This window comes from Rhodoferax lacus (genome assembly GCF_003415675.1).
GTDB lineage: Bacteria > Pseudomonadota > Gammaproteobacteria > Burkholderiales > Burkholderiaceae_C > Allorhodoferax > Allorhodoferax lacus.
The window spans coordinates 27202-46590 of record NZ_QFZK01000025.1 but is presented as its reverse complement, the minus strand read 5'-3'; the positions used below and the strand labels follow the sequence as shown (position 1 = coordinate 46590).

17 protein-coding genes are annotated in these 19389 nt (G+C 61.1%); 14 read left to right on the top strand and 3 right to left on the bottom strand.

Annotated elements, in window-relative coordinates:
* Positions 1 to 366 precede the first annotated feature (366 nt).
* Positions 367 to 2208 (bottom strand): tyrosine-type recombinase/integrase, encoded by a 1842-nt coding sequence (locus tag DIC66_RS20805; RefSeq protein WP_117180105.1) that lies wholly within the window; start codon positions 2206 to 2208, stop codon positions 367 to 369.
* Entirely contained in the window at positions 2205 to 4253 is a 2049-nt protein-coding gene (locus DIC66_RS20800; protein WP_117180104.1) for a hypothetical protein, read from the bottom strand. The genes DIC66_RS20805 and DIC66_RS20800 overlap by 4 nt, the downstream gene beginning before the upstream one ends.
* A 1093-nt stretch (positions 4254 to 5346) precedes the next feature.
* Between DIC66_RS20800 and DIC66_RS20795 the strand changes: the two genes are divergently transcribed.
* The 3 genes from DIC66_RS20795 to DIC66_RS20785 are packed head-to-tail and all read left to right on the top strand — an operon-like array spanning position 5347 to position 7555.
* Positions 5347 to 5625, top strand: a complete 279-nt coding sequence (locus DIC66_RS20795) for a hypothetical protein (RefSeq protein ID WP_147321372.1) — start codon at positions 5347 to 5349, stop codon at positions 5623 to 5625.
* Between the two features lie 28 nt (positions 5626 to 5653).
* Positions 5654 to 6916: an MFS transporter gene (locus DIC66_RS20790; RefSeq protein ID WP_117180102.1), complete on the top strand. Its 1263-nt coding sequence runs from the start codon at positions 5654 to 5656 to the stop codon at positions 6914 to 6916.
* Between the two features lie 3 nt (positions 6917 to 6919).
* Positions 6920 to 7555, top strand: a complete 636-nt coding sequence (locus tag DIC66_RS20785) for a hypothetical protein (protein ID WP_117180101.1) — start codon at positions 6920 to 6922, stop codon at positions 7553 to 7555.
* A 207-nt stretch (positions 7556 to 7762) separates the two neighbouring features.
* On the opposite strand, the gene DIC66_RS20780 is transcribed toward DIC66_RS20785, so the two are convergent.
* Positions 7763 to 7975: a hypothetical protein gene (locus DIC66_RS20780; protein ID WP_117180100.1), complete on the bottom strand. Its 213-nt coding sequence runs from the start codon at positions 7973 to 7975 to the stop codon at positions 7763 to 7765.
* Positions 7976 to 8402: 427 nt separating this feature from the next.
* Between DIC66_RS20780 and DIC66_RS20775 the strand changes: the two genes are divergently transcribed.
* The 11 genes from DIC66_RS20775 (at position 8403) to DIC66_RS20725 (ending at position 19382) form a co-directional block, all read left to right on the top strand.
* Positions 8403 to 9461, top strand: coding sequence for an alkene reductase (locus DIC66_RS20775; protein ID WP_117180099.1), 1059 nt, complete (start codon positions 8403 to 8405; stop codon positions 9459 to 9461).
* A gap of 179 nt (positions 9462 to 9640) precedes the next feature.
* Positions 9641 to 10555, top strand: a complete 915-nt coding sequence (locus tag DIC66_RS20770; RefSeq protein WP_117180098.1) for a VOC family protein — start codon at positions 9641 to 9643, stop codon at positions 10553 to 10555.
* A gap of 5 nt (positions 10556 to 10560) precedes the next feature.
* A complete protein-coding gene (locus DIC66_RS20765; protein ID WP_117180097.1) occupies positions 10561 to 11439 on the top strand; it encodes a CoA transferase subunit A in 879 nt (292 codons plus the stop codon).
* An 11-nt stretch (positions 11440 to 11450) separates the two neighbouring features.
* Positions 11451 to 12215: a CoA-transferase subunit beta gene (locus DIC66_RS20760; protein WP_117180096.1), complete on the top strand. Its 765-nt coding sequence runs from the start codon at positions 11451 to 11453 to the stop codon at positions 12213 to 12215.
* Between the two features lie 6 nt (positions 12216 to 12221).
* On the top strand, positions 12222 to 13139 hold the full coding sequence (locus DIC66_RS20755) for an enoyl-CoA hydratase (RefSeq protein WP_117180095.1): 918 nt from the start codon (positions 12222 to 12224) through the stop codon (positions 13137 to 13139).
* Positions 13140 to 13163: 24 nt separating this feature from the next.
* The gene (locus DIC66_RS20750; protein ID WP_117180094.1) at positions 13164 to 14246 is read left to right on the top strand and encodes an NAD(P)H-dependent flavin oxidoreductase; all 1083 of its coding nucleotides are present in this window, start codon (positions 13164 to 13166) and stop codon (positions 14244 to 14246) included.
* An 11-nt stretch (positions 14247 to 14257) separates the two neighbouring features.
* Positions 14258 to 15019 (top strand): enoyl-CoA hydratase family protein, encoded by a 762-nt coding sequence (locus tag DIC66_RS20745; RefSeq protein WP_117180093.1) that lies wholly within the window; start codon positions 14258 to 14260, stop codon positions 15017 to 15019.
* A 14-nt stretch (positions 15020 to 15033) separates the two neighbouring features.
* A complete protein-coding gene (locus tag DIC66_RS20740; protein ID WP_117180092.1) occupies positions 15034 to 16188 on the top strand; it encodes an acyl-CoA dehydrogenase family protein in 1155 nt (384 codons plus the stop codon).
* A gap of 12 nt (positions 16189 to 16200) precedes the next feature.
* A complete protein-coding gene (locus tag DIC66_RS20735; RefSeq protein WP_117180091.1) occupies positions 16201 to 17286 on the top strand; it encodes an acyl-CoA dehydrogenase family protein in 1086 nt (361 codons plus the stop codon).
* Between the two features lie 51 nt (positions 17287 to 17337).
* On the top strand, positions 17338 to 18504 hold the full coding sequence (locus tag DIC66_RS20730) for an acetyl-CoA C-acetyltransferase (protein ID WP_117180090.1): 1167 nt from the start codon (positions 17338 to 17340) through the stop codon (positions 18502 to 18504).
* 2 nt (positions 18505 to 18506) lie between these two features.
* On the top strand, positions 18507 to 19382 hold the full coding sequence (locus DIC66_RS20725) for an SDR family oxidoreductase (protein WP_117180089.1): 876 nt from the start codon (positions 18507 to 18509) through the stop codon (positions 19380 to 19382).
* Positions 19383 to 19389: the final 7 nt, after the last annotated feature.

Here is a 19389-nt window from a genome sequence, read left to right as displayed (position 1 = left end):
CAGACCGGCTTCAACACGCTTCAAGGCAGCCATGATCTGGCTGTCGGTAAATCTTGACTTCTTCACGTAGAACTTCCTTCTTGGAAAATTCTACTTCTCGGACCTTTGGTTTATCGGGGGGATTACCGGTCCACACCGCGTTGCTTGGATGCCTGCTCGGGGGAGTAGCCCGCTTGAATGTCTTGCAAGACCCAGGAGAAATCTATTAGGGTGAACGGGTGCGCGACCGATATCGGAGGACAAATCAGTGGACAACAGAGTGAAACAGCAGTTGTTGAAACCGGAATGAGGATGGAATTCGAGTGCTCCATTACTCCCGTCCAATAGCCTTGGTTCCGATTAACATCTGACAGCTGCATTTTTTCATCAGGCATTTGCGTCTCCTTTGATTCGAGCACGTGCATTGCGCCGACGGACAGTAGCATTCTTAACATGTGTCAGTGCATCAACTGTGAAGCTTGAGAGGGTGAGTCTATGAAGGTGGACGTTCAGCCGCATGCGAATCAGCGCGGGATAGCTGTGCAAATAGCTGCGGGTTGACCTGAGCGATGCATGTCCCATATCCATGCAGAGCTGATCCATAGCTTGGTGAAATTCGTTATCGAACTCCAGCGTCACAAAGACATCATCAGCGGCGGCATGGCGCAGATGGTGAAGTGAGCTTTGTACATCTCCGGTGACAAATTTCAACGTTTGGTTTAGCCATGGGTACATCAGCCCCAGCCGATAGCATCGCGTAGGCTCACCCCTCGTCCCAAACAAGAGGTTATGGCTTTCAGCGCCCTCCAAGGAGCGCATGTTCTTCCATTCAAGCACGCGCGAAGCCAGCGCTTGATCAGCAATGGTGAGGACACGTTGGGAAGCCTCGGTTTTGACTCCGTGCAGCCGTCCCCAAGAGACAATTTCCACCTCCACAACACCGGCCGAAACGCGGATATTGCGGGTCTGCAACAGAAAGATTTCTTTGCCACGGGCCTTGCAAGCGTAGACCAGGTCAACCACAAGCGAAGTCTGTAAGGAAAGTCGTGCGTCCAGAGGTGTCTGTTGCTTGATACAGCGTTGTAGAAGCTCTCGCTCATGGATCCACACCACATTCGCATCAATAGGCGTCGCAGCGACATCAGGCAATGCAGAGTAGCTAAGAGGCGCAACGTCAATCCACTCGCTGATGTATTGATGAAAGTGCCCAGCATAGGCGCGCGCTTTACGAAGGTTTTCGCCAGCCAGAGAGTTGAGACCCCTGGCGTATGCCTTGGAGATTTCTTGTGATGACAGTGCTTCAATGTCTAGGCCAACCAAACCCTGAAATACTGCGGGCGCGCCATATTTGATGTATCCAAGCGAGGATCTCAGCGCATGTGTACCTGATGCAAGCATTTTGATGCAATGCGACAAGATAAGACAGCTCATCGGGCCGGCACCCTCTGCATCTGCAGACAGTGCGCGCAGGTTCTTTGCAATGCGGATTTGGAGTTGCTTGTCATCGAGACCCTCAGGATTTGACATCGTGAGACACGCCATTAGTTTGCTAATTACTGCGTTGCTCTCGTTGTTTACTTCAGCGTGGAAGTAGCCCTCCAGAGCAGAGTCCTCATCTACCTGCATGAAATTTGCCTCTGAAAATGCGTTTAACGCTAAGCCACTGTCCCTCCTTGCCAGCACGGTTTGATGCAGAGCTGCCATTGGCGCATCACCAATCACGTGCGCAAAGAGAAACTGAGGAAGGACTGTAAATACCCAAGCTTGTGCGCACGCGTCGAAGCACTGTGCAGGGTTGACCAGTTTGGGCAGATCAGTGGCAATTAGGGGAATCGTTGCCTCCATCTCTGCTACCAAATTACCTCCACATTGGGGGTCCCCGCCAATAAGATCTAAAGCAATCACCGAAATCGAGGATAAAACTCTGGCATCCGTGCGCCCGTTTGGTAGTGTCCACTCAAGACGCGCAACATTTTGTGAGCGATAGACAGTACCGTTGGTTTGAATTGCTAGGAAGGACTCTTGTGTACAAATCGCCTCAAACAACATGATTGAGGCACACCAAAGTTTTTCCATGGGAAACTTTGAAAACGACTTCAAGAAGCTTTGCTGCCAATCAGAGAACTCCTTGGCACGCAAAAACGTCGTCGCGGTACTGCGGTATTCAATATCCCCTGGCAATGGGTGGCGCTCGAATGATGGCAGGTTGATGTCAAATATCTTCCTCATTTGCGTAACCCCCAGATCAGATCAATACCCATTTGCCGCAAGATCCTGTCTTGAATGGGGGCAAGTACTTCTTGCATTTGGTCTATTGCCAGAGTACTGTTCGCACTCCAGTAGCGTGAATGTCTGACGGTGTGCCGAGCCTGTGCATCGACGTAATCTTCCGGGGTATCGTTTTGGGTCAACATGGACTCCCAGAAGTGCCGGCCCGCATCAGGCTTAATTTCTAACCAGCCCTCAAGATCGCGGTACAGAGATGCTGCTCCGCGGACAATCAGCGCCTTCTCGGGTTCGTCGGGCATATGGAAAAACGCGTCAACCTCATCGTCATTCAAAATATCCGAGATGCGTGCATGGGCAGGCGTATCGCCATGATCGAGCGTCGCCAATCGTGCCAGCAGACATTTCATGTGCAGCATGTAGGCCTTGACCTGCGCTCTAACGATGCTGGAAAGCACAATAGGTGATGCACCCAGACTGTTGCGTGTGATCTTGTCGTGCAGACCGGTCATGCCAGTTGCAGCAATTGTTGTGATCGACTGGACCAAGAGTGCCTCGGTATCACGACCCATGGCACTCAAACTCAGCAAGAAAATCACATAGTCCACAAAGGAGTTATGGAATTTCCTAAGATGCCGCCAACGATAGTTTTTGGGTGGCATGGAGTCCTGCACCGCACTGGCGAGTTGAGTTGCAATGTTCTTTAATGCCTGGAGCTCAGGATTGACGGATGAGCCAATGGACGGGCCATCGTCGTCTTGGACTTGTATGTCTCCCCAGTCAAGCAAGGCAGCTAGCTTCACCGTTGCTTCATTAAACTTCTGGGGATTTGTGGCGTTGTAAAACAGCCTTGAGTGGGGAATACGCTGCAGAAGTCCCAATGTCAGGTTTGCAGACACACTGGAGATGCAGAGCATGTTGGAGATCACGGTCCTGCTGTTATAGAGTCTCGCGATCGAACTCTTGATCCGCCGGTCGTCAGTGCGACAAATGTCAAACTCGCTGGGAATATCAATGCAATCGCACAGTGCTTCAAGGCTAAGTAGGTGAGGGCGTTTCAGACTCAAAAACTGAAGCGATTTCACGAGAAGCTGGGGCAAATAGCGACGGAAGATGCGAGTCGCGGGAACGTATTTTTCGTCCCCCCGGTTTTCTGCCGCTCCACGGACGACCGGGTTGAGATTGACGTGATAGCAGCCATTCGGGATATCAAGCCAGATTACCCAGTTGTCACCCACAGGCGCCGTCAGTGGTGTCCGCTTTGCAAGAGGCCAGGTCAGGCCGGAGAAAAATCCGACAGCGATGGCAGTTGAGACAGCATTGAATTCAAAGAGGCCTAGCCTCACCTCAGCTGCTGCATCCTTGAAGGCATTTGGTGTAAGGGCGCGATCATCAGAAAGACCACGGCGTTCCGCGAGAGTTGCATACTTTGTGTCAGCAATGTAGTGGCTCAATGCAGCCTCTTGAAACTCAACATCAGACGAAAAGGGCGTGCATCCTGAAAGCGACTTGATACTCTTGAGATTTGACTGATGCCTAACTTCCCAAGTGCGCTCTTTTTTGACGGTTTCTGATGCAGGGGATCTTGTCTGGAGCCGGATTTGATCTGCAAACTTCTTGTCTATAGATTTCTGATTGAGCTGACTGAGGGCAAATGCAGCGGCAAGTGCTTTGAGTGAATGGGTGTCGTCTTCAGCTAATTCAACAATGGCTCCGTACGCTGCGAATTTTTTGAGCCACTTGGATGTGGGAATTTCTTCAGCACGCGGCTCATCATCTTCCATAGCCTGTGCAGCGTTTGCCAACGTTGAAATTGATGAAATTGGGTATCCAAAAGCTTGGTCTAACTTCAAATCAGTATTGAGCAAAGCTAAGCCGAGTTGCAGTCGGCTTAAGACCAACTTTATGTAAGGGGCGTCTGCCGGTGGTTGAAAGGCCGCGATAAAGTCCGCAGCCGCGATGCGCACCCGCGAATCCGAATGGGTAACCAGGTTATCCAGGATACGACTGTGCTTCAGGATATTGACAGAGGGTTTTTCCATTTCCATTTCACACCTCCCTTGATATGAATTGAAAAAGAGACGGGCAGAGGTAATCCTCCCCAGCATGAGGCAGCGCAAAGATTTGGACGTAGTTAAGCAAAGACATAGAAATTCCTTCAAAAGGGTTAAGGGGATTGCATGCCTCCTCCCCACTACAGGAAGGCATCGTTGGCTGATGGCAAAGTTTTGCCTACGCGTGCGCCAAAGTACGCGGTTTTTGGGTGAGCAATTCGCTCAAGTTAAGTGGGACTTGAGGGTGCGATTGGATACATGGCGATCGTTTGCATAGCTAAAGCGATCGCATGAATTGGAGGTCGTGGCTATACCTCATGGCAGCAACGCAAACTTTGAATGTTTGCTGACTAGGGATGGAAATCCCGAGATCACTTTGCTCAAAGGCAAAGGTGCAATCTATATGTACAGAAAAAAGCTGCACAAAGGAAAGGGCTGAGTTCGTAAAACAAACGGCCCTGAGTTCCGAAGAACCGGAAGAGCAAAGGCTTTACGCCGCTTGCTCTGTAGTAACTTACATGGCTTGCGAGTTACTGAGAATTAGTTTACTGATATTTTCAATGCCGAGCAACCTGGCTCAAATCGTTTTGAGCCGGATTTATGCTTGTGCGCATAAAGTCAGATGCTTTTTTAAAAAATATTTACGATTAGTTTGCTTTGAGCTGTCTCAGGCCTAATGCTTCAGCCCGCGAGGCGCATTAGTTATGCATCGTGACTGTTGTTTTTATTTGGCTAGGTTGTCGGGCTATTTTGGTTCCAGCTCAACCTAAGGGTCTCAATTTGTGGACGTGTAGCAATGTCGATTTGGAGGTTGGCTGTGACATCGTATGTTTTAGATAGAGGTAAGGCGGGGCTTGCGTGTCACAGAATTTGATGTGTTTAAGGCTGTAAATCGCCTTTTTAAGCCTTTTGGGATAAACTGATCGCTGTAGAAAGCCAGCGATTCTTTTAGACTCATAACCCAGGTCGGAGGTTCAAATCCTTCTCGCGCAACCAAAAAAGCATGCAGTAAAACGCAGCAAAAAAGGCTCACAACAGTGGGCCTTTTTTGTATCTGCCTCTAGCCATGTTGCATGACCAATCGACTATGACAACCGATTCAGTCCTTACCTTGAAGCTGCCCGAAGGCTACTCCTTCTCCGACCTCAAAGTCCGCCGCTGTGACGATGACGCCATTGATCTGGACATGGACCTGGTCAAGCTGGTCTGCAAGATCAACGGCTTGAGCTTCGATAAAGTTCTGCAAAACCCGGGGCCGGTGATCACCAGCATCCTGACGGTCTGGTACAAAACCCATTTGGCAGAAGGCGGCGCGCCCGATGCCCTGATGGAACAACTCAAATCCCAGGGGCAACGACTGAATTGACCACTCCCATCACGGGGTGGCAAGCCGGATGAGCCAGACCACCTCCATTCAAACGGGCCTCAAGGCTACTGGCGGTGCAGCTCTCCCCACTGCCCCCGCAGATGTCCAACTGCCCACCGGTGCCATCCTGGCTCTGTCCATCTCGGCATTTGGCAGCGGTATTTCCATGCGGGTGTCCGATCCGCTGTTGCCAGGACTGGCAAGTGAGTTCTCTCTGACCCTGGGCCATGCGGCACTGGTCATCACCGTCTTCGCCATCGCCTATGGTGCATCCCAATTGATCTTTGGCCCGCTGGGGGATCGCTTCGGCAAATACCGCGTCATCGCCTGGGGCACAGTCTCTTGTGCGCTGACCACGGGCGTGTGTGCCATGGCCCCTACCTTCGAGCTGCTGCTGGTTGCCAGAGCCCTGGCAGGTGTCTCAGCGGCCACCATCATCCCGCTGGCGATGGCCTGGATTGGCGATGTCACATCGTACGAGCGACGCCAGCCCATCCTGGCCAAGTTCATGATCGGCCAGGTGCTGGGCGTATCTGCTGGCGTGCTGCTCGGTGGCTACGCAGCCGACCACTTGCACTGGAGAACGCCCTTTGAAGCCATAGCCGTCTACTTCGCTTTGGGCGGCGCCTACCTGCTGTGGCTCAACGCACGTCTGCCTGCAGCAGCCAGGAAGACCTCACCCCCCCAGGGCTCCGCCACCAAACGCATGGTCTCCGAGTTCGGGCAGGTCCTGGCCGTTCCGTGGGCGCGTGTCGTGCTCCTCACCGTGTTCGCTGAAGGTGCTGCCATCTTCGGTTCGCTCGCTTTCCTGGTCACCCACCTGCACCAGATGCATGCCATACCGCTGTCCATGGCCGGGCAGGTAGTCATGCTCTTCGGGCTGGGCGGCTTGTTGTTCGCAGTCAGTGCCTACTACCTGGCCCATCGCCTGGGCGAGGTGGGCTTGTGCCGTTGGGGCGGCCTGCTGGTGGCCGCTTCCTATGCCGTTGTTGCCCTGTCCCCCACCTGGTGGTGGGCCATCCCCGCCTGCTTCTGCGCGGGCCTGGGTTTTTACATGCTGCACAACACCCTGCAGATCAACGCCACCCAAATGGCCCCCGAACGCCGAGGGGCGGCAGTTGCAGCATTTGCGGCTTCCTACTTCATGGGCCAGTCCGCAGGGGTAGCCCTGAGCGGCGCCCTGATTCCCGTCACCGGTACCAGCGGAGTCATTCTGCTGGGCGCCCTTGGCGTAACCCTTGTTTCCCAGAATTTCGCCCGCCTGATGCGCGTGCACCGAAGAAAGGCCTGAGCCATGCAAGCTGTAACCGTCACACCCGCGGCCATCGAGGCCTTCCAGAGCTTTTATCTTGCAGAACTCGATGGCAGGGTGCAGCGCAGTGAAGTCGTGGGTGCCATCACCCTCAAAAAGGGCAGCGCAGCGCTTTTCTTTGAACCCACTGAAGGCAAGTTCACGCTGGTTGAAAAAATGCCCGATGTGGAGGCTGCCAACGTCTTTGACTGCGTCCCGCGTGAGCAGTGGGGCCGCACCGTGATGCTGTTCGGACACGCCACCAACACCGGCGGCTACATCGCCTCGGGCCACGCCACGCTGGACGGCAACACCATCAAGATCAAGCTGGCCTCGGGTCACTACTATCGGCTGGAGGTAGATCCCACGTTGCCGCATCTGCAGCCTTTTGTCAGCGCCGAGCCGCTCAAGCCCAAGGAGAGCGCGCCAAGGCCCGAGAAAAAAAGCCCTGCGCGCGCAAGCAAGAACAGTGTGCGCCCATTCGAAAAACCTGCCCGTGCGCCCGGGCAGGGCCAGGAACAAGAAAGCAGCAACGCCTACGGTGACGACGAAAGCGAAGACCTCACAGAAGAGGACCTGCGACGCCTGCGTGGAGAGCTTCCGCTCAACACTTCCGCCAAGAAAAAGTGGAAGCGCTAAAAATATTTGTACAAAAACCCCAGCCAAAAACTGTCTGCATGGTTTTTAGGCAGACTGTGTAAAGCAAGCAGGCATGCGGGTTTGGCAGGTTTCCCGACAAGTTATCCCCAACTCAGCGCACAGCTTCTGTGGATGGAGGCGCCCCGGGGCCTGTGGTAGGTATCTGCTCCAGCAGGCAGATGGCCCTGCATGGCTGCGGAAAAGGAATCAGGGAAAGGCTGCGCCCATCAGCGTGGCAAGCGACATGGAAGCAGGCCAATGGGCACTGCCTCCACCGCTTTCCTGTGTCACCTCTGGCACTGGCTGCGCCGGCGCCTCGCCGGAGGTGCGCCAGCCCTCCCAGACGGTTTCCAGATGGCCCGACAGCAGCAGGACCAGCACCAGTGTTGCTGCAATGTGGGTGATGCGATCGACGTTCATAAGTGCTCCCGGGGTGAACGGGCTCAAGGGGTGCAGGGTGCTGCCGCTGGGAATCCCAGTGCGTGTAGGTCAAGACCTGGGCACGAGCTTGACACTGGCCGCACCAGCGGGATGCGTCCTTTTGGACTAGGTGCGAACCCTAGGTCGCGGCAGGTGCCCGGCCGGGCCCCGCAGCCCGCGCTGCCAGCAGCAAGCTCTGGTCCTGCAAGTTGCGCAGCCTGCGCTGCGAGGCCCGCCCCGGCACGCGCTCTTTAGTCTTGTCGGACGATGCCCCCACCAGGCCCCGGGCCTACGCTGCCTGCAGCGGGCCCGCTGGGGGCCTTTGGCAGGAGCATGACATGAAGCAGAAGCAAGAGAAGAGGCACAAGCAAAACCGCGTTGGGGCAAGCCGCCCCGGTGCAGGCCCGGGCGGCGTGGGTACGCAGCCATGAACCCGCTGTTTGAACCCCTTGCGCTAGGGGACCTGCACCTCGCCAACCGCATCGTCATGGCACCCATGACGCGCAACCGTGCCGGCGCTGATGGCGTGCCCGGCCCCCTGATGGCGGAGCACTATGCGCAGCGCGCCGCAGCCGGGCTGATCGTGGCAGAGGGCACCTGGCCCAGCGCCGAAGGCCAGTCCTACTGCCGCCAGCCGGGCATCGCCACGGCTGCACAGGTGGCAGGATGGAAGCGGGTCACCGATGCCGTGCATGCGCGCGGCGGCCGCATCGTGCTGCAAATCATGCATGGTGGGCGCATTGGCAGCCATCACATCAAGGCCGCGGGTGTGGCCACCGTGGCGCCCAGCGCCTTGCAGGCCGCCGGTGAGATCGTCACCGACAGCGCCGGCATGCAGCCCTATGACATGCCACAGGCCCTGAGCACGGATGCCGTGCGCGCGGTGGTGCACGGCTACGGCCAGGCCGCACTGCATGCCCGTGCGGCCGGCTTCGACGGCGTGGAGTTGCATGGCACCAGCGGCTACCTGCCCATGCAGTTCCTCAGCTCGGGCACCAACCTGCGCACCGACCATTACGGCGGCGGTGCTGCGCAGCGCGCGCGCTTTGCCATCGAATGTCTGCAGGCCATGGCACAGGCCATAGGGTCAGCTCGGGTGGGCCTGCGCCTGAACCCGGGCAACACCTACAACGACACCAGCGACGAAGACTCTGCCGCCACCCATGCAGAGCTCATGCGCCAGGCCGCCGCGCTGGACCTCGCCTATCTGCACGTGATGCGTGCACCGGTGCCCGATATCGACGCCTTCGCCCTGGCCCGCACGCACTTCGGTGAGCGCCTGATCCTCAACGACGGCTTTGGCCCGGACAACGCAGCGCAGAGCCTGCAGGCGCACCCCGGCGCGGCACTCTCGTTTGCGCGCCACTTCATTGGCAACCCCGATCTGGTGGAGCGATTGCGAAGCGGCCAGCCCCTGGCCCGCTTTGACCGTAAAACGCTCTACACGCCGGGCGCTGCGGGCTATACCGATTACGCCATGGCGTGACGCCGCGCAAGCTGGCTCCTGGCAGCGTGACGCCGCCCCTGCAACGGTGGTCGGTTTGCGCCCGCCACAGGGGTGCAAAAGAAGCCCGAGCGTTAGTCTCAATGGACGATGTTGCACAGCCCCCGTCTTCGCACAATCAACTGCATAAGCCCTGACTCACGGGGCCAAAGGAACTCAACATGATGGACATCCGTGGACTGGCTTACGTAGTCGCAGAAAGCACCGACCTGCCGCGTTGGAAAAACTTCGCCGAAGGCGTGTTGGGCATGATGACCGCGCCCGCACCCGATGGCGGTTTGTATGTGCGCATGGACGAACGCCAATTCCGCTTTGCCGTGCAAAGCGGCGCACGCGACGCCTATGTGGCCTCCGGCTGGGAAGTGGCCGGGCAGCCCGCGTTTGAAGCGGCACTGGCCGTGCTGCAGGCTGCCGGCGTTGCGTACACGCTGGGTGATGCCGCCCTGTGCAAGCAGCGCTGCGTGCAGCAGGTCGCCATTTTTCAGGACCCGTCGGGCAACCGCCATGAAGTGGTGTGGGGCTTTCAGTCCGACTTTGCGCACTTTGCCTCGCCCGCTGGCGTGTCACGCTTTGTCACCGGCAACATTGGCATGGGCCACACCGTGCTGCCAGCCGCAGAGTTTGAGAAGACGGTGGCCTTCTTCAAGGACGTGATGGGCTTTGGCCTGGCCGACCTGTTCAACTTCAAGCCCGCAGGCGACGCCGGCCCCAGCCTGCCCATCCACTTTTTCCACTGCAACAACGGGCGCCACCACAGCCTGGCCCTGGCTGGCTTTCCGGTGGACAGCGGCTGCGTGCACGTGATGGTGGAGGTGGAGAACATGCCCGAAGTCGGCCGTGCCATCGACCGCATGTTTGCGCACAAGGTGCCGCAAACCGCCACGCTGGGCCAGCACACCAATGACAAGGTCACCTCCTTCTACATGCGCGCGCCCTCCAACTTTGATGTGGAGTTTGGCTACGGTGGCGCTGTCATCGATTGGCAAGAGCACATTGCCCACGAGTTCACCCGCGTAAGCCTCTGGGGCCACGACTTCAGTGTCTCTGCCAAGTCGCTCACGGAAGAGAAGGCCTGAGCCCCATGTCCAACAAGCAAATGCGTGCGGCCGATGTGGTCGCGCAGATGAAGGACGGCATGACCGTGGGCATTGGCGGCTGGGGCCCGCGGCGCAAGCCCATGGCCCTGGTGCGCGAGATCCTGCGCTCTCCCCTCAAAGACCTCACCGTGGTGTCCTACGGTGGTGCCGATGTGGGCATGCTGTGCGCGGCCGGCAAGGTCAAAAAACTGATTTTTGCCTTTGTGTCGCTGGACTTCATTCCCCTGGAGCCCTACTTCCGCATGGCGCGCCAGAGCGGCGCCATCGAGGTCATGGAAATTGACGAGGGCCTGTTCATGCTGGGCCTCAAGGCTGCTGGCATGCGCGTGCCCTACATCCCCACCCGCGTGGGCCTGGGCACCGATGTGCTCAAACGCAACCCTGGCATTGCGCTGGTGGCCTCGCCCTACGACCGCAAGGACTGGGTGGCCATGCCGGCCCTGCCGCTGGATGTGGCCTTGCTGCACGTGGACCGGGCCGATGCGCGCGGCGTCTGCCAGATCAAGGGCCCGGACATGTACATGGACGACCTGTTTGCCCGTGCCTCCCGCAACACCTTTGTGAGCTGCGATGAGCTGGTGGACAGCAGCTACTTCGCCCAGGGCGACGAGGCCCGCCACGTCTACTGGGAACGCTCCGAGACCACCGGCGTGGTGCACCTGCCCTGCGGCGCGCACCCCAGCTCCTGCGACCCGCTGTACGGCTTTGACGTGCAGCACTTCAAGGAATACGCCGCCAGCGCCAAGGAGCCCGGTGGCTGGCAGAAATATGCCGAGCGCTATGTGGACTGCAGCGAGCAGGACTACCTGGAGCGGGTGGGTGGAACAGACGCAGTGCGCAAGTTGCCACTGCCGGTATTTTGAACGGGTACGGTATGACTGAAACAACCCTGGTAGACCGGGTCATCTGCGCAGCCGCGCAGGCCTGGAAGGACGATGGCGAGGTGCTGGCCACCGGCATTGGTGTGGTGGCCCGGCTGGCCGCATCGCTGTGCATGGTGTCCATCAATACCGACCTGATGATGACCGACTCCGAGGCCTGGCTGGTCAGCGAGCCGGTGCCCGTGGGGCCGCGCAAAGGCTATGTGCCGCAGCGCGAAACCTGGATGGGCTTCTCGCGCATTTTTGACAACGTCTGGGGTGGCAAGCGCCACGCCATGGTGGGCCCTACGCAGATCGACCGCTTTGGCCAGGCCAACATCTCCATGGTGGGTGCGGACTACGACAAGCCCAAATCCATGATGCTGGGCGTGCGCGGCTTTCCGGGCAACTCCATCAACCACGCCAACTCCTTCTTTGTGCCCAACCACAGCACCAAGGTGCTGGTGTCTGGCGAGGTGGACATGGTGGCCTCGGTGGGCTACAACCCGGCGCGCCTGGCGCGCGGCTGGAGCCTGGACGAGATCGACATCCGCTGCATCTTCACCAACCTGTGCGTGCTGGATTTTGGTGGGCCCGCACACCAGGCGCGCCTGGTCTCGCTGCACCCGGGCGTCACCGCCGCGCAGGTGCAGGAGGCCACTGGCTTCCCGCTGCATCTGCCCGACCACATCCCCCAAACGCCCGACCCCACGCCCGCGCAATTGGCCCTGTTGGCGCGCCTGGACCCCCACAACCTGCGTGCCTCGGCACTGGGCTAGCTCAGCATGGCAAACGACAGCACGGACCCCAACACCGACGGCTTTGTACAGCGGGAAGATCAGTCGGTGTACGAGACCGCCGAGCCGGTGCTCTACACCAGCCAGGACGGCGTGGCCACGCTGACCATGAACCGGCCCGCCTTCCACAACGCGCAAAACTCGCAGATGACCTACGCGCTGGATGCGGCCTTCCGCCGCGCCACCGATGACGACAGTGTCAAGGTCATCGTGCTGCGCGGCGAGGGCAAGCACTTCAGCGCCGGCCATGACATCGGCACGCCGGGGCGCGACATCAACAAGCCCTTTGAGCGCAGCAGCCTGTGGTGGGACCACACCAACAAGCCCGGCGCCGAGCAGCTGTTTGCACGCGAGCAGGAGGTCTACCTGGGCATGTGCCGCCGCTGGCACGACATCCCCAAGCCCACCATTGCCATGGTGCAGGGCGGCTGCATTGCCGGGGGCCTGATGCTGGCCTGGATTTGCGACCTGATCATTGCCAGCGATGACGCCTTCTTCCAGGACCCGGTGGTGCGCATGGGCATTCCCGGCGTGGAGTACTTTGCCCATGTGCACGAACTCAATCCGCGCATTGCCAAGGAGTTCCTGTTTCTGGGGGAGCGCATGACGGCCGAGCGCGCCTACCAGATGGGCATGGTCAACCGCGTGGTGCCGCGCACTGAGCTGCAGGCGCAGACCGATGCCATCGCCACCCGCATGGCGCAGCAGCCCCGCCTGGGGCTGGCTCTCACCAAGACCGTGATCAACCGCATCGAGGAGCTGCAGGGCCTGCGCAGCAGCATGGACATGGCCTTTGGCTACCACCAGTTTGCCCACGCCCAAAGCCAGGTGCTGGGTGCGGGCACGCTGGGTGGGCACGATGCGCGCTCCATGGTGGCAGCCAACAAAAAGAACGACACCCCTTGAACCAGACTCCATGAGCGACACCCGATGAGCGACACCGATTTCAGAACCCCGCTGTGCGAACTGCTGGGCTGCCAGTACCCCATCATCCAGACCGCCATGGGCTGGGTGGCCGGCTCCTCGCTGGTGGCTGCCACCACGCAGGCCGGGGGCTTTGGCTTTCTGGCTGGCGCCACCATTGCGGCCGACCAGATCGAGGCCGAGATCCTGCGTGTGCGCACCATCACCGACGACCGCCCCTTTGGCCTCAATTTCCACATGTTCCAGCCCAACGCGCAGCAGCTGTTGGACCTGGCTGTGAAGCACCGCCTGCGCGCCGTGAGCTACGGGCGCGGGCCGGACAAAAAGGTCATCGGGCGTCTGCGCGATGCCGGCATTGTCTGCATGCCCACCGTGGGCGCGCTCAAGCATGCGCAAAAAGCCATCGAGATGGGGGCCAACGCCATCACCGTGCAGGGCGGCGAGGGCGGTGGCCACACCGGCTCGGTGCCCACCACCGTGCTGTTGCCCCAGGTGGTGGATGCGGTGCAGGTGCCGGTGATTGCCGCCGGTGGTTTTTACGATGGCCGCGGCCTGCTGGCGGCACTGGCCTATGGGGCCCAGGGCATTGCCATGGGCACGCGCTTTTTGATGACCAACGACTCCGGCATCCCCGGTGCCACGCTGGCGCGCTACCTGGCCGTGCGGGATGCGGAAAAAATCCAGATCTCGCACCTGGTGGACGGCATGCCCCAGCGCATGATTCCTAACGAATACCTGGCCATGCTGGAGAAGGCCTCGCCCCTCAAGCGCCTGCGTCTGGCCGTGGGACTGGCCCTGCAATACAAGGCCCAGACGGGCATGACCCTGCAGCACGCCTGGGGCGTGCTGTGGCAAGCCCTGCGCGAAGACCCGGCCAGCGTGGCCCAGACCGTGATGGCCTCCAACGCCCCCATGCTGCTGCAGCGCTCCATGGTCGACGGTTTGCCCGCCGAGGGCGTGATGTCGGCCGGCCAGGTGGCCGCATTGATAGGGCGCCTGGACAGCTGCGAGCAGGTGATCCAGGGCATCGTCACCCAGGCGCGCGCGCGCCGCCTGGCTTTGAACCAGCTCGCCGTCCAGGCCGCCTGAAAGATCCCACCATGACATCCCCATCCCAATTTCACTCCACCCTGCACAGCAACGGCGTGGCCGAGGTCGTGATTGACCGCGCCCCGGTCAACGCCCTCAACGCCGCCGGTTGGCACGGCCTGGCCGCCGAGATCGCCAGCCTGGGCGAGCGCGAAGCTGTGCGCGTGATCGTCATCCGTGCCGAGAACCGCGGCTTTTGCGCCGGGGTGGACATCAAGGAGCTGGCCGCCAATGACAAGCTCATCGTTTCGGTCAACGCCGGCAACTACGCCACCTTCAAGGCCGTGCACCTGAACAAGGTACCGGTGATTGCCGCCGTGCACGGCTTTGTGCTGGGCGGGGGCATTGGCATCTGCGGCGCGGCCGACATCGTCATTGCCGCCGACGACGCCAGCTTCGGCCTGCCCGAAGTGGACCGTGGCGCCATGGGCGGTGCGGCCCATCTGCAGCGCATGTTTGGCGTGCAGAAAACGCGCTACCTGTTTTTTACCGGCGAGATGATTGGCGCGCAGGAAGCCCATCGCCTGGGCGCAGTCGAGCGCGTGGTGCCACGCGCGCAGCTGCGCGAGACGGCCATGGCCATTGCCGAGCGCATTGCCGCCAAGAGCCCGGCCATGATCCGCATCGCCAAGGAGGCCCTCACCGGCATCGAGCCCGCCAACCTGGAAGACCAGTACCGCTGGGAGCAGGGCTTCACCCTGCAGGCCTACATGAGCCCGGATTCGGCGGCCACGCGCGCTGCCTTTGTCGACAAGCGCGAAGCCAAGTTTTAGACGGAAGCACAAGCATGGACCTGAACTACACCCCGGCACAACAGGCCTTTCGCCAGGAAGTGCGTGACTGGCTGCACACCCACGTGCCACGCCAGGCCTTTGCCAGCTACGACACCCGCGAGGGCTTTGAGCAGCACCGCCTGTGGGAGGCCACACTGGCCGAAGGCGGTTGGAGCAGCATCACCTGGCCCAAGGAGCTGGGCGGGCGCGGTTGCGGCCTGATCGAGTGGCTGATCTTTGAAGAAGAATACTGGGCGCTGGATGCGCCCCAGCGCGTCAACCAGAACGGCATCCTGCTGCTGGGCCCCACGCTGATGGAATTTGGCACGCCCGAACAGAAGGCGCGCTTTCTGCCCCGCATGGCGCGCTGCGAGCACATGTGGGCGCAGGGCTGGAGCGAGCCCAACGCCGGCTCCGACATGGCCGCCATCAGCAGCCGCGCCATCCGCGAGGGCGACCACTACGTGCTCAATGGCCAGAAGACCTGGTCCACCCGCGCCCTGTTTGCCAACTGGCTGTTTGGCCTGTTCCGCAGCGACCCGGCGTCCAGCCGCCACCACGGCCTGTCCTACATGCTGGTGCCGCTGGATGCGCCCGGCATCACGGTGCGCCCCATACGCGCCCTCAACGGCAAGCAGGCCTTTGCCGAGGTGTTTTTTGACGACGTCAAAGTGCCGCTGGACCATTTGCTGGGCGAGGAAGGCCAGGGCTGGAACGTGGCCATGGCCACCGCCGGTTTTGAGCGCGGCCTGCTGCTGCGCTCACCCGCGCGCTTTCAGCGCAGCGCGCAAAAACTGGTGCAGCTCTACCGCAAGCACCAGGCCAGCGCCGACCGCGACCCCTCCATCCGCGACGCCGTGCTGCGCGCCTGGATGGGGGCCGAGGCCTACACCTTGTCGAGCTACCACACGGTGGGCCGGCTCAACCGGGGTGCCACCATTGGCGCCGAGTCCAGCACCAACAAGATCTTCTGGTCCGAGCTGGACCTGCAGCTGCACGAAACCGCCATGCGCATCCTGGGCCCGCGCGCCGAGCTGGTGGACGACCCCGAGGTGCACGACTGGCTGGAAGGATTTTTGTTCGCGCAGGCCGGCCCCATCTATGCCGGCAGCAACGAGATCCAGCGCAACATCATTGCCGAGCGCGTGCTTGGCCTGCCCAAATCCTAAGCGGAGCACACCATGGACTTCACCCTCAGCGATGAGCAGATCGCACTGCGCGATTCGGTCAGCCGCCTCCTGATGACCGAGGCCGCGCCGGAAACCCTGCGCGAGGTCTGGGAGACCGATGCCGGGCGTTCGCCCGAGTTGCGCCGCCAGATTGCCGAGCAGGGCCTCACCGGCCTGTCGGTGCCCGAGGCTGAAGGCGGCCTGGGCCTGGGCGATATGGATTGGGCCCTGATGACGCAGGAACTGGGTTACTACGCCATCCCCGACTCGTTGGCCGACACCGCCTGTATTGCCGCGGGCATGCTCACCGGCCTGCCGCTTGGCCACGCACTGCGCAGCACCTGGCTGCCGCGCATTGTGGAGGGCAGCTGCCGCATCGCCGTGGGCCACCCGGTCAACCCCTGGGTGGCCGATGCCCACCTGGCCGACCTGCTGCTGCTGCCCCATGCCAGCGCGCAGGGTCTGGAGCTGCACGCCGTGCCCGGCAGTGCGGTGCAGATCACGCCGCTGCGCAGCATTGATGCCTCACGCCGCCTGGCCACCGTGCAGTGTCAGCCCTCGGCGGACACGCTCGCCGCCGATGGCGCCAGCGGACAAGCCCTGTGGGACTTGGCACTGGCGCGCGGCGCCCTGTGCGTGGCCGGGCAGATGGTGGGCCTGGCCCAGCGCATGCTGGATTTGTCGGTGGACTATGCCGCGCAGCGCAAGCAGTTCGGCAAGCCTATTGGCTCCTTCCAGGCGGTCAAGCACCACCTGGCCGATGTGGTCACCAAAATTGAATTTGCCAAGCCGGTGCTGTACCGCGCCGTGGCCGCGCTGGACGCGGCCAGCAAAGACCTGGAAGTGCGCGTAGCGCACGCCAAGCTGGCCTGCAGTGACGCGGCCTGGATCGCCGCGCGCAAGGGCATCCAGGTGCACGGCGCCATGGGCTACACCTGGGAGGTTGATTTGCAGATGTTCATGAAGCGCGCCTGGGCGCTCGATGCCGCCTGGGGCGACCGCGCCTTCCACCAGACACGCCTGGCCGCTCTGCTGCTGTCTCCGCACCTGCTGGGGCCTGGCGCCACTTTTCAGTCCACGCCCCTGGCCCCCCAATAGCGGCCCCTCTTTAACTGGCCCCCGTCAGAACCAACCCGGACCCCACCTCTTATGGCAGAAGCTTTTATCGTCGACGCCCTGCGCTCGCCCACCGGCAAGCGCAAGGGCTCCCTGGCAGCCGTGCACGGCGCCGACCTCGGCGCCCATGTGATACGCGCCATCGTCGGGCGCAACACCATCCCCGCCGATGAATACGACGACGTGATCTTTGGCTGCGTGGACACCATTGGCGCGCTGGCCGGCGACATTGCCCGCACCTCCTGGCTGGCCGCAGGCATGCCGCTGACCGTGCCGGGCACCACCATTGACCGGCAGTGCGGCTCCTCGCAGCAGGCGGTGCACTTTGCAGCGCAGGCGGTGATGAGCGGCACCCAGGACGTGGTGCTGGCCGGTGGCGTGCAGACCATGAGCGCCATCCCCATTTCTTCGGCCATGCTGGCCGGGCAGCCGCTGGGCTTTAGCACCCCCTTTGCCGAAAGCCTGGGCTGGCAGGCCCGCTTTGGCAACGCGCCGGTCAACCAGTTTTATGCCGCGCAACGCATTGCCGACCACTGGAAACTGTCGCGCGCCGACATGGAAGTGTTTGCCAAGCAAAGCCACGACCGCGCCCTGCATGCCATCGCAGAAGGCCGCTTCGACCGCGAGGTGGTGCCCTACACGCTGCCCGATGGAACCCTGTTCACCATGGACGAAACCGCACGCGCCAGCACGCTGGAAAAAATGGCCACGCTGGCGCCTGTCGATGCCGCCTACCCCGGCATCACCGCGGCCGTGTCCAGCTCCACCTGTGACGCCTCAGCCGCCGTGCTGGTGGTGTCCGAAGCCGCGCTCAAGCGCTACGGCCTCACACCGCGCGCCCGCATACACCACCTCAGCGTGCTGGGGGACGACCCCATCTGGCACCTCACCGCCCCCATTGCCGCCACCGCCCGTGCGCTCAAAAAAGTCGGCATGCAGATCGGCGATATAGACAGGGTGGAAATCAACGAAGCCTTTGCCTCAGTGGTCATGGCCTGGCTCCAAGAAACCGGCTGCGACCCCGCGCGCACCAACGTCAATGGCGGCGCCATCGCGCTGGGCCACCCGCTGGGCGCCTCGGGCGCCAAGCTGATGACCACGCTGCTGCATGAACTCGAACGCACTGGCGGGCGCTACGGCCTGCAGACCATGTGCGAAGGCGGCGGCCAGGCCAACGTCACCATTATTGAAAGACTGTAAACATGGGTATTTGCACACAACGCACCGTTCTCATCACCGGTGCCGGCGGCGGCCTGGGGCGCGCCTATGCGCTGGCCTTTGCGGCCGAGGGCGCCAACATCGTCGTCAACGATGTTCGCCTGGAGGCCGCGCAGGCCGTGGCCGATGAAGTTACAGCACTGGGTGGCCGGGCACTGGCCAATGGCGGTGACATCACCAGCGTGGCCGGGGCGCAGGACATCGTCAATGCGGCACTGGCCGCGTTTGGCGAAGTGCATGTGCTGGTCAACAACGCCGGCATCCTGCGCGACCGCATGTTCCTGTCGCTAACCGAAGGCGACTGGGACGCTGTGATACGCGTGCACCTCAAGGGCCACTTCTGCCTGGCCAACGTGCTGGGGCGGCGCTGGCGCGACCTGGCCAAGGCCGGCAACCCGGTGGACGCCCGCATCATCAACACCAGCTCCGGCGCGGGCCTGCAGGGCTCCATCGGCCAAAGCAACTATGCCGCTGCCAAAGCCGGCATTGCCGGCCTGACCCTGGTGCAGGCGGCCGAGCTGGGGCGCTACGGCATCACCGTGAATTGCCTGGCACCGGCCGCGCGCACCGCCATGACCGAAGCCGGTATGCCCGACATGGTGAAAAAGCCCCTGGATGGCTTTGACGTGTGGGACCCGATGAATGTGGCCTCCATTGTGGTCTGGTTGGGCAGCACACTGTCCGGCCATGTGAGCGGGCGCTGTTTTGAAGCCAAGGGAGGCGAGCTGTCCCTGGCCGATGGCTGGCGCACCGGCAGCATCCGCGACAAGGGCGCACGCTGGAACCCGTCTGAGCTGACTGCGGTGGTGGACCATTTGGTGCAGCAGGGCGTACCAGCGCAAAAAGTATACGGAACCTGAAGGACGG

Excerpts from the sequence above, each read along its gene's own strand:
- DIC66_RS20750 (WP_117180094.1), top strand. The coding sequence starts at position 13,164 with ATGAGCGACACCGATTTCAGAACCCCGCTGTGCGAACTGCTGGGCTGC.
- DIC66_RS20755 (WP_117180095.1), top strand. The coding sequence starts at position 12,222 with ATGGCAAACGACAGCACGGACCCCAACACCGACGGCTTTGTACAGCGG.
- DIC66_RS20790 (WP_117180102.1), top strand. The coding sequence starts at position 5,654 with ATGAGCCAGACCACCTCCATTCAAACGGGCCTCAAGGCTACTGGCGGT.
- DIC66_RS20795 (WP_147321372.1), top strand. The coding sequence starts at position 5,347 with ATGACAACCGATTCAGTCCTTACCTTGAAGCTGCCCGAAGGCTACTCC.
- DIC66_RS20740 (WP_117180092.1), top strand. The coding sequence starts at position 15,034 with ATGGACCTGAACTACACCCCGGCACAACAGGCCTTTCGCCAGGAAGTG.
- DIC66_RS20735 (WP_117180091.1), top strand. The coding sequence starts at position 16,201 with ATGGACTTCACCCTCAGCGATGAGCAGATCGCACTGCGCGATTCGGTC.
- DIC66_RS20765 (WP_117180097.1), top strand. The coding sequence starts at position 10,561 with ATGTCCAACAAGCAAATGCGTGCGGCCGATGTGGTCGCGCAGATGAAG.
- DIC66_RS20800 (WP_117180104.1), bottom strand. The coding sequence starts at position 4,253 with ATGGAAATGGAAAAACCCTCTGTCAATATCCTGAAGCACAGTCGTATC.
- DIC66_RS20730 (WP_117180090.1), top strand. The coding sequence starts at position 17,338 with ATGGCAGAAGCTTTTATCGTCGACGCCCTGCGCTCGCCCACCGGCAAG.
- DIC66_RS20785 (WP_117180101.1), top strand. The coding sequence starts at position 6,920 with ATGCAAGCTGTAACCGTCACACCCGCGGCCATCGAGGCCTTCCAGAGC.
- DIC66_RS20775 (WP_117180099.1), top strand. The coding sequence starts at position 8,403 with ATGAACCCGCTGTTTGAACCCCTTGCGCTAGGGGACCTGCACCTCGCC.
- DIC66_RS20745 (WP_117180093.1), top strand. The coding sequence starts at position 14,258 with ATGACATCCCCATCCCAATTTCACTCCACCCTGCACAGCAACGGCGTG.
- DIC66_RS20760 (WP_117180096.1), top strand. The coding sequence starts at position 11,451 with ATGACTGAAACAACCCTGGTAGACCGGGTCATCTGCGCAGCCGCGCAG.
- DIC66_RS20780 (WP_117180100.1), bottom strand. The coding sequence starts at position 7,975 with ATGAACGTCGATCGCATCACCCACATTGCAGCAACACTGGTGCTGGTC.
- DIC66_RS20805 (WP_117180105.1), bottom strand. The coding sequence starts at position 2,208 with ATGAGGAAGATATTTGACATCAACCTGCCATCATTCGAGCGCCACCCA.
- DIC66_RS20725 (WP_117180089.1), top strand. The coding sequence starts at position 18,507 with ATGGGTATTTGCACACAACGCACCGTTCTCATCACCGGTGCCGGCGGC.
- DIC66_RS20770 (WP_117180098.1), top strand. The coding sequence starts at position 9,641 with ATGATGGACATCCGTGGACTGGCTTACGTAGTCGCAGAAAGCACCGAC.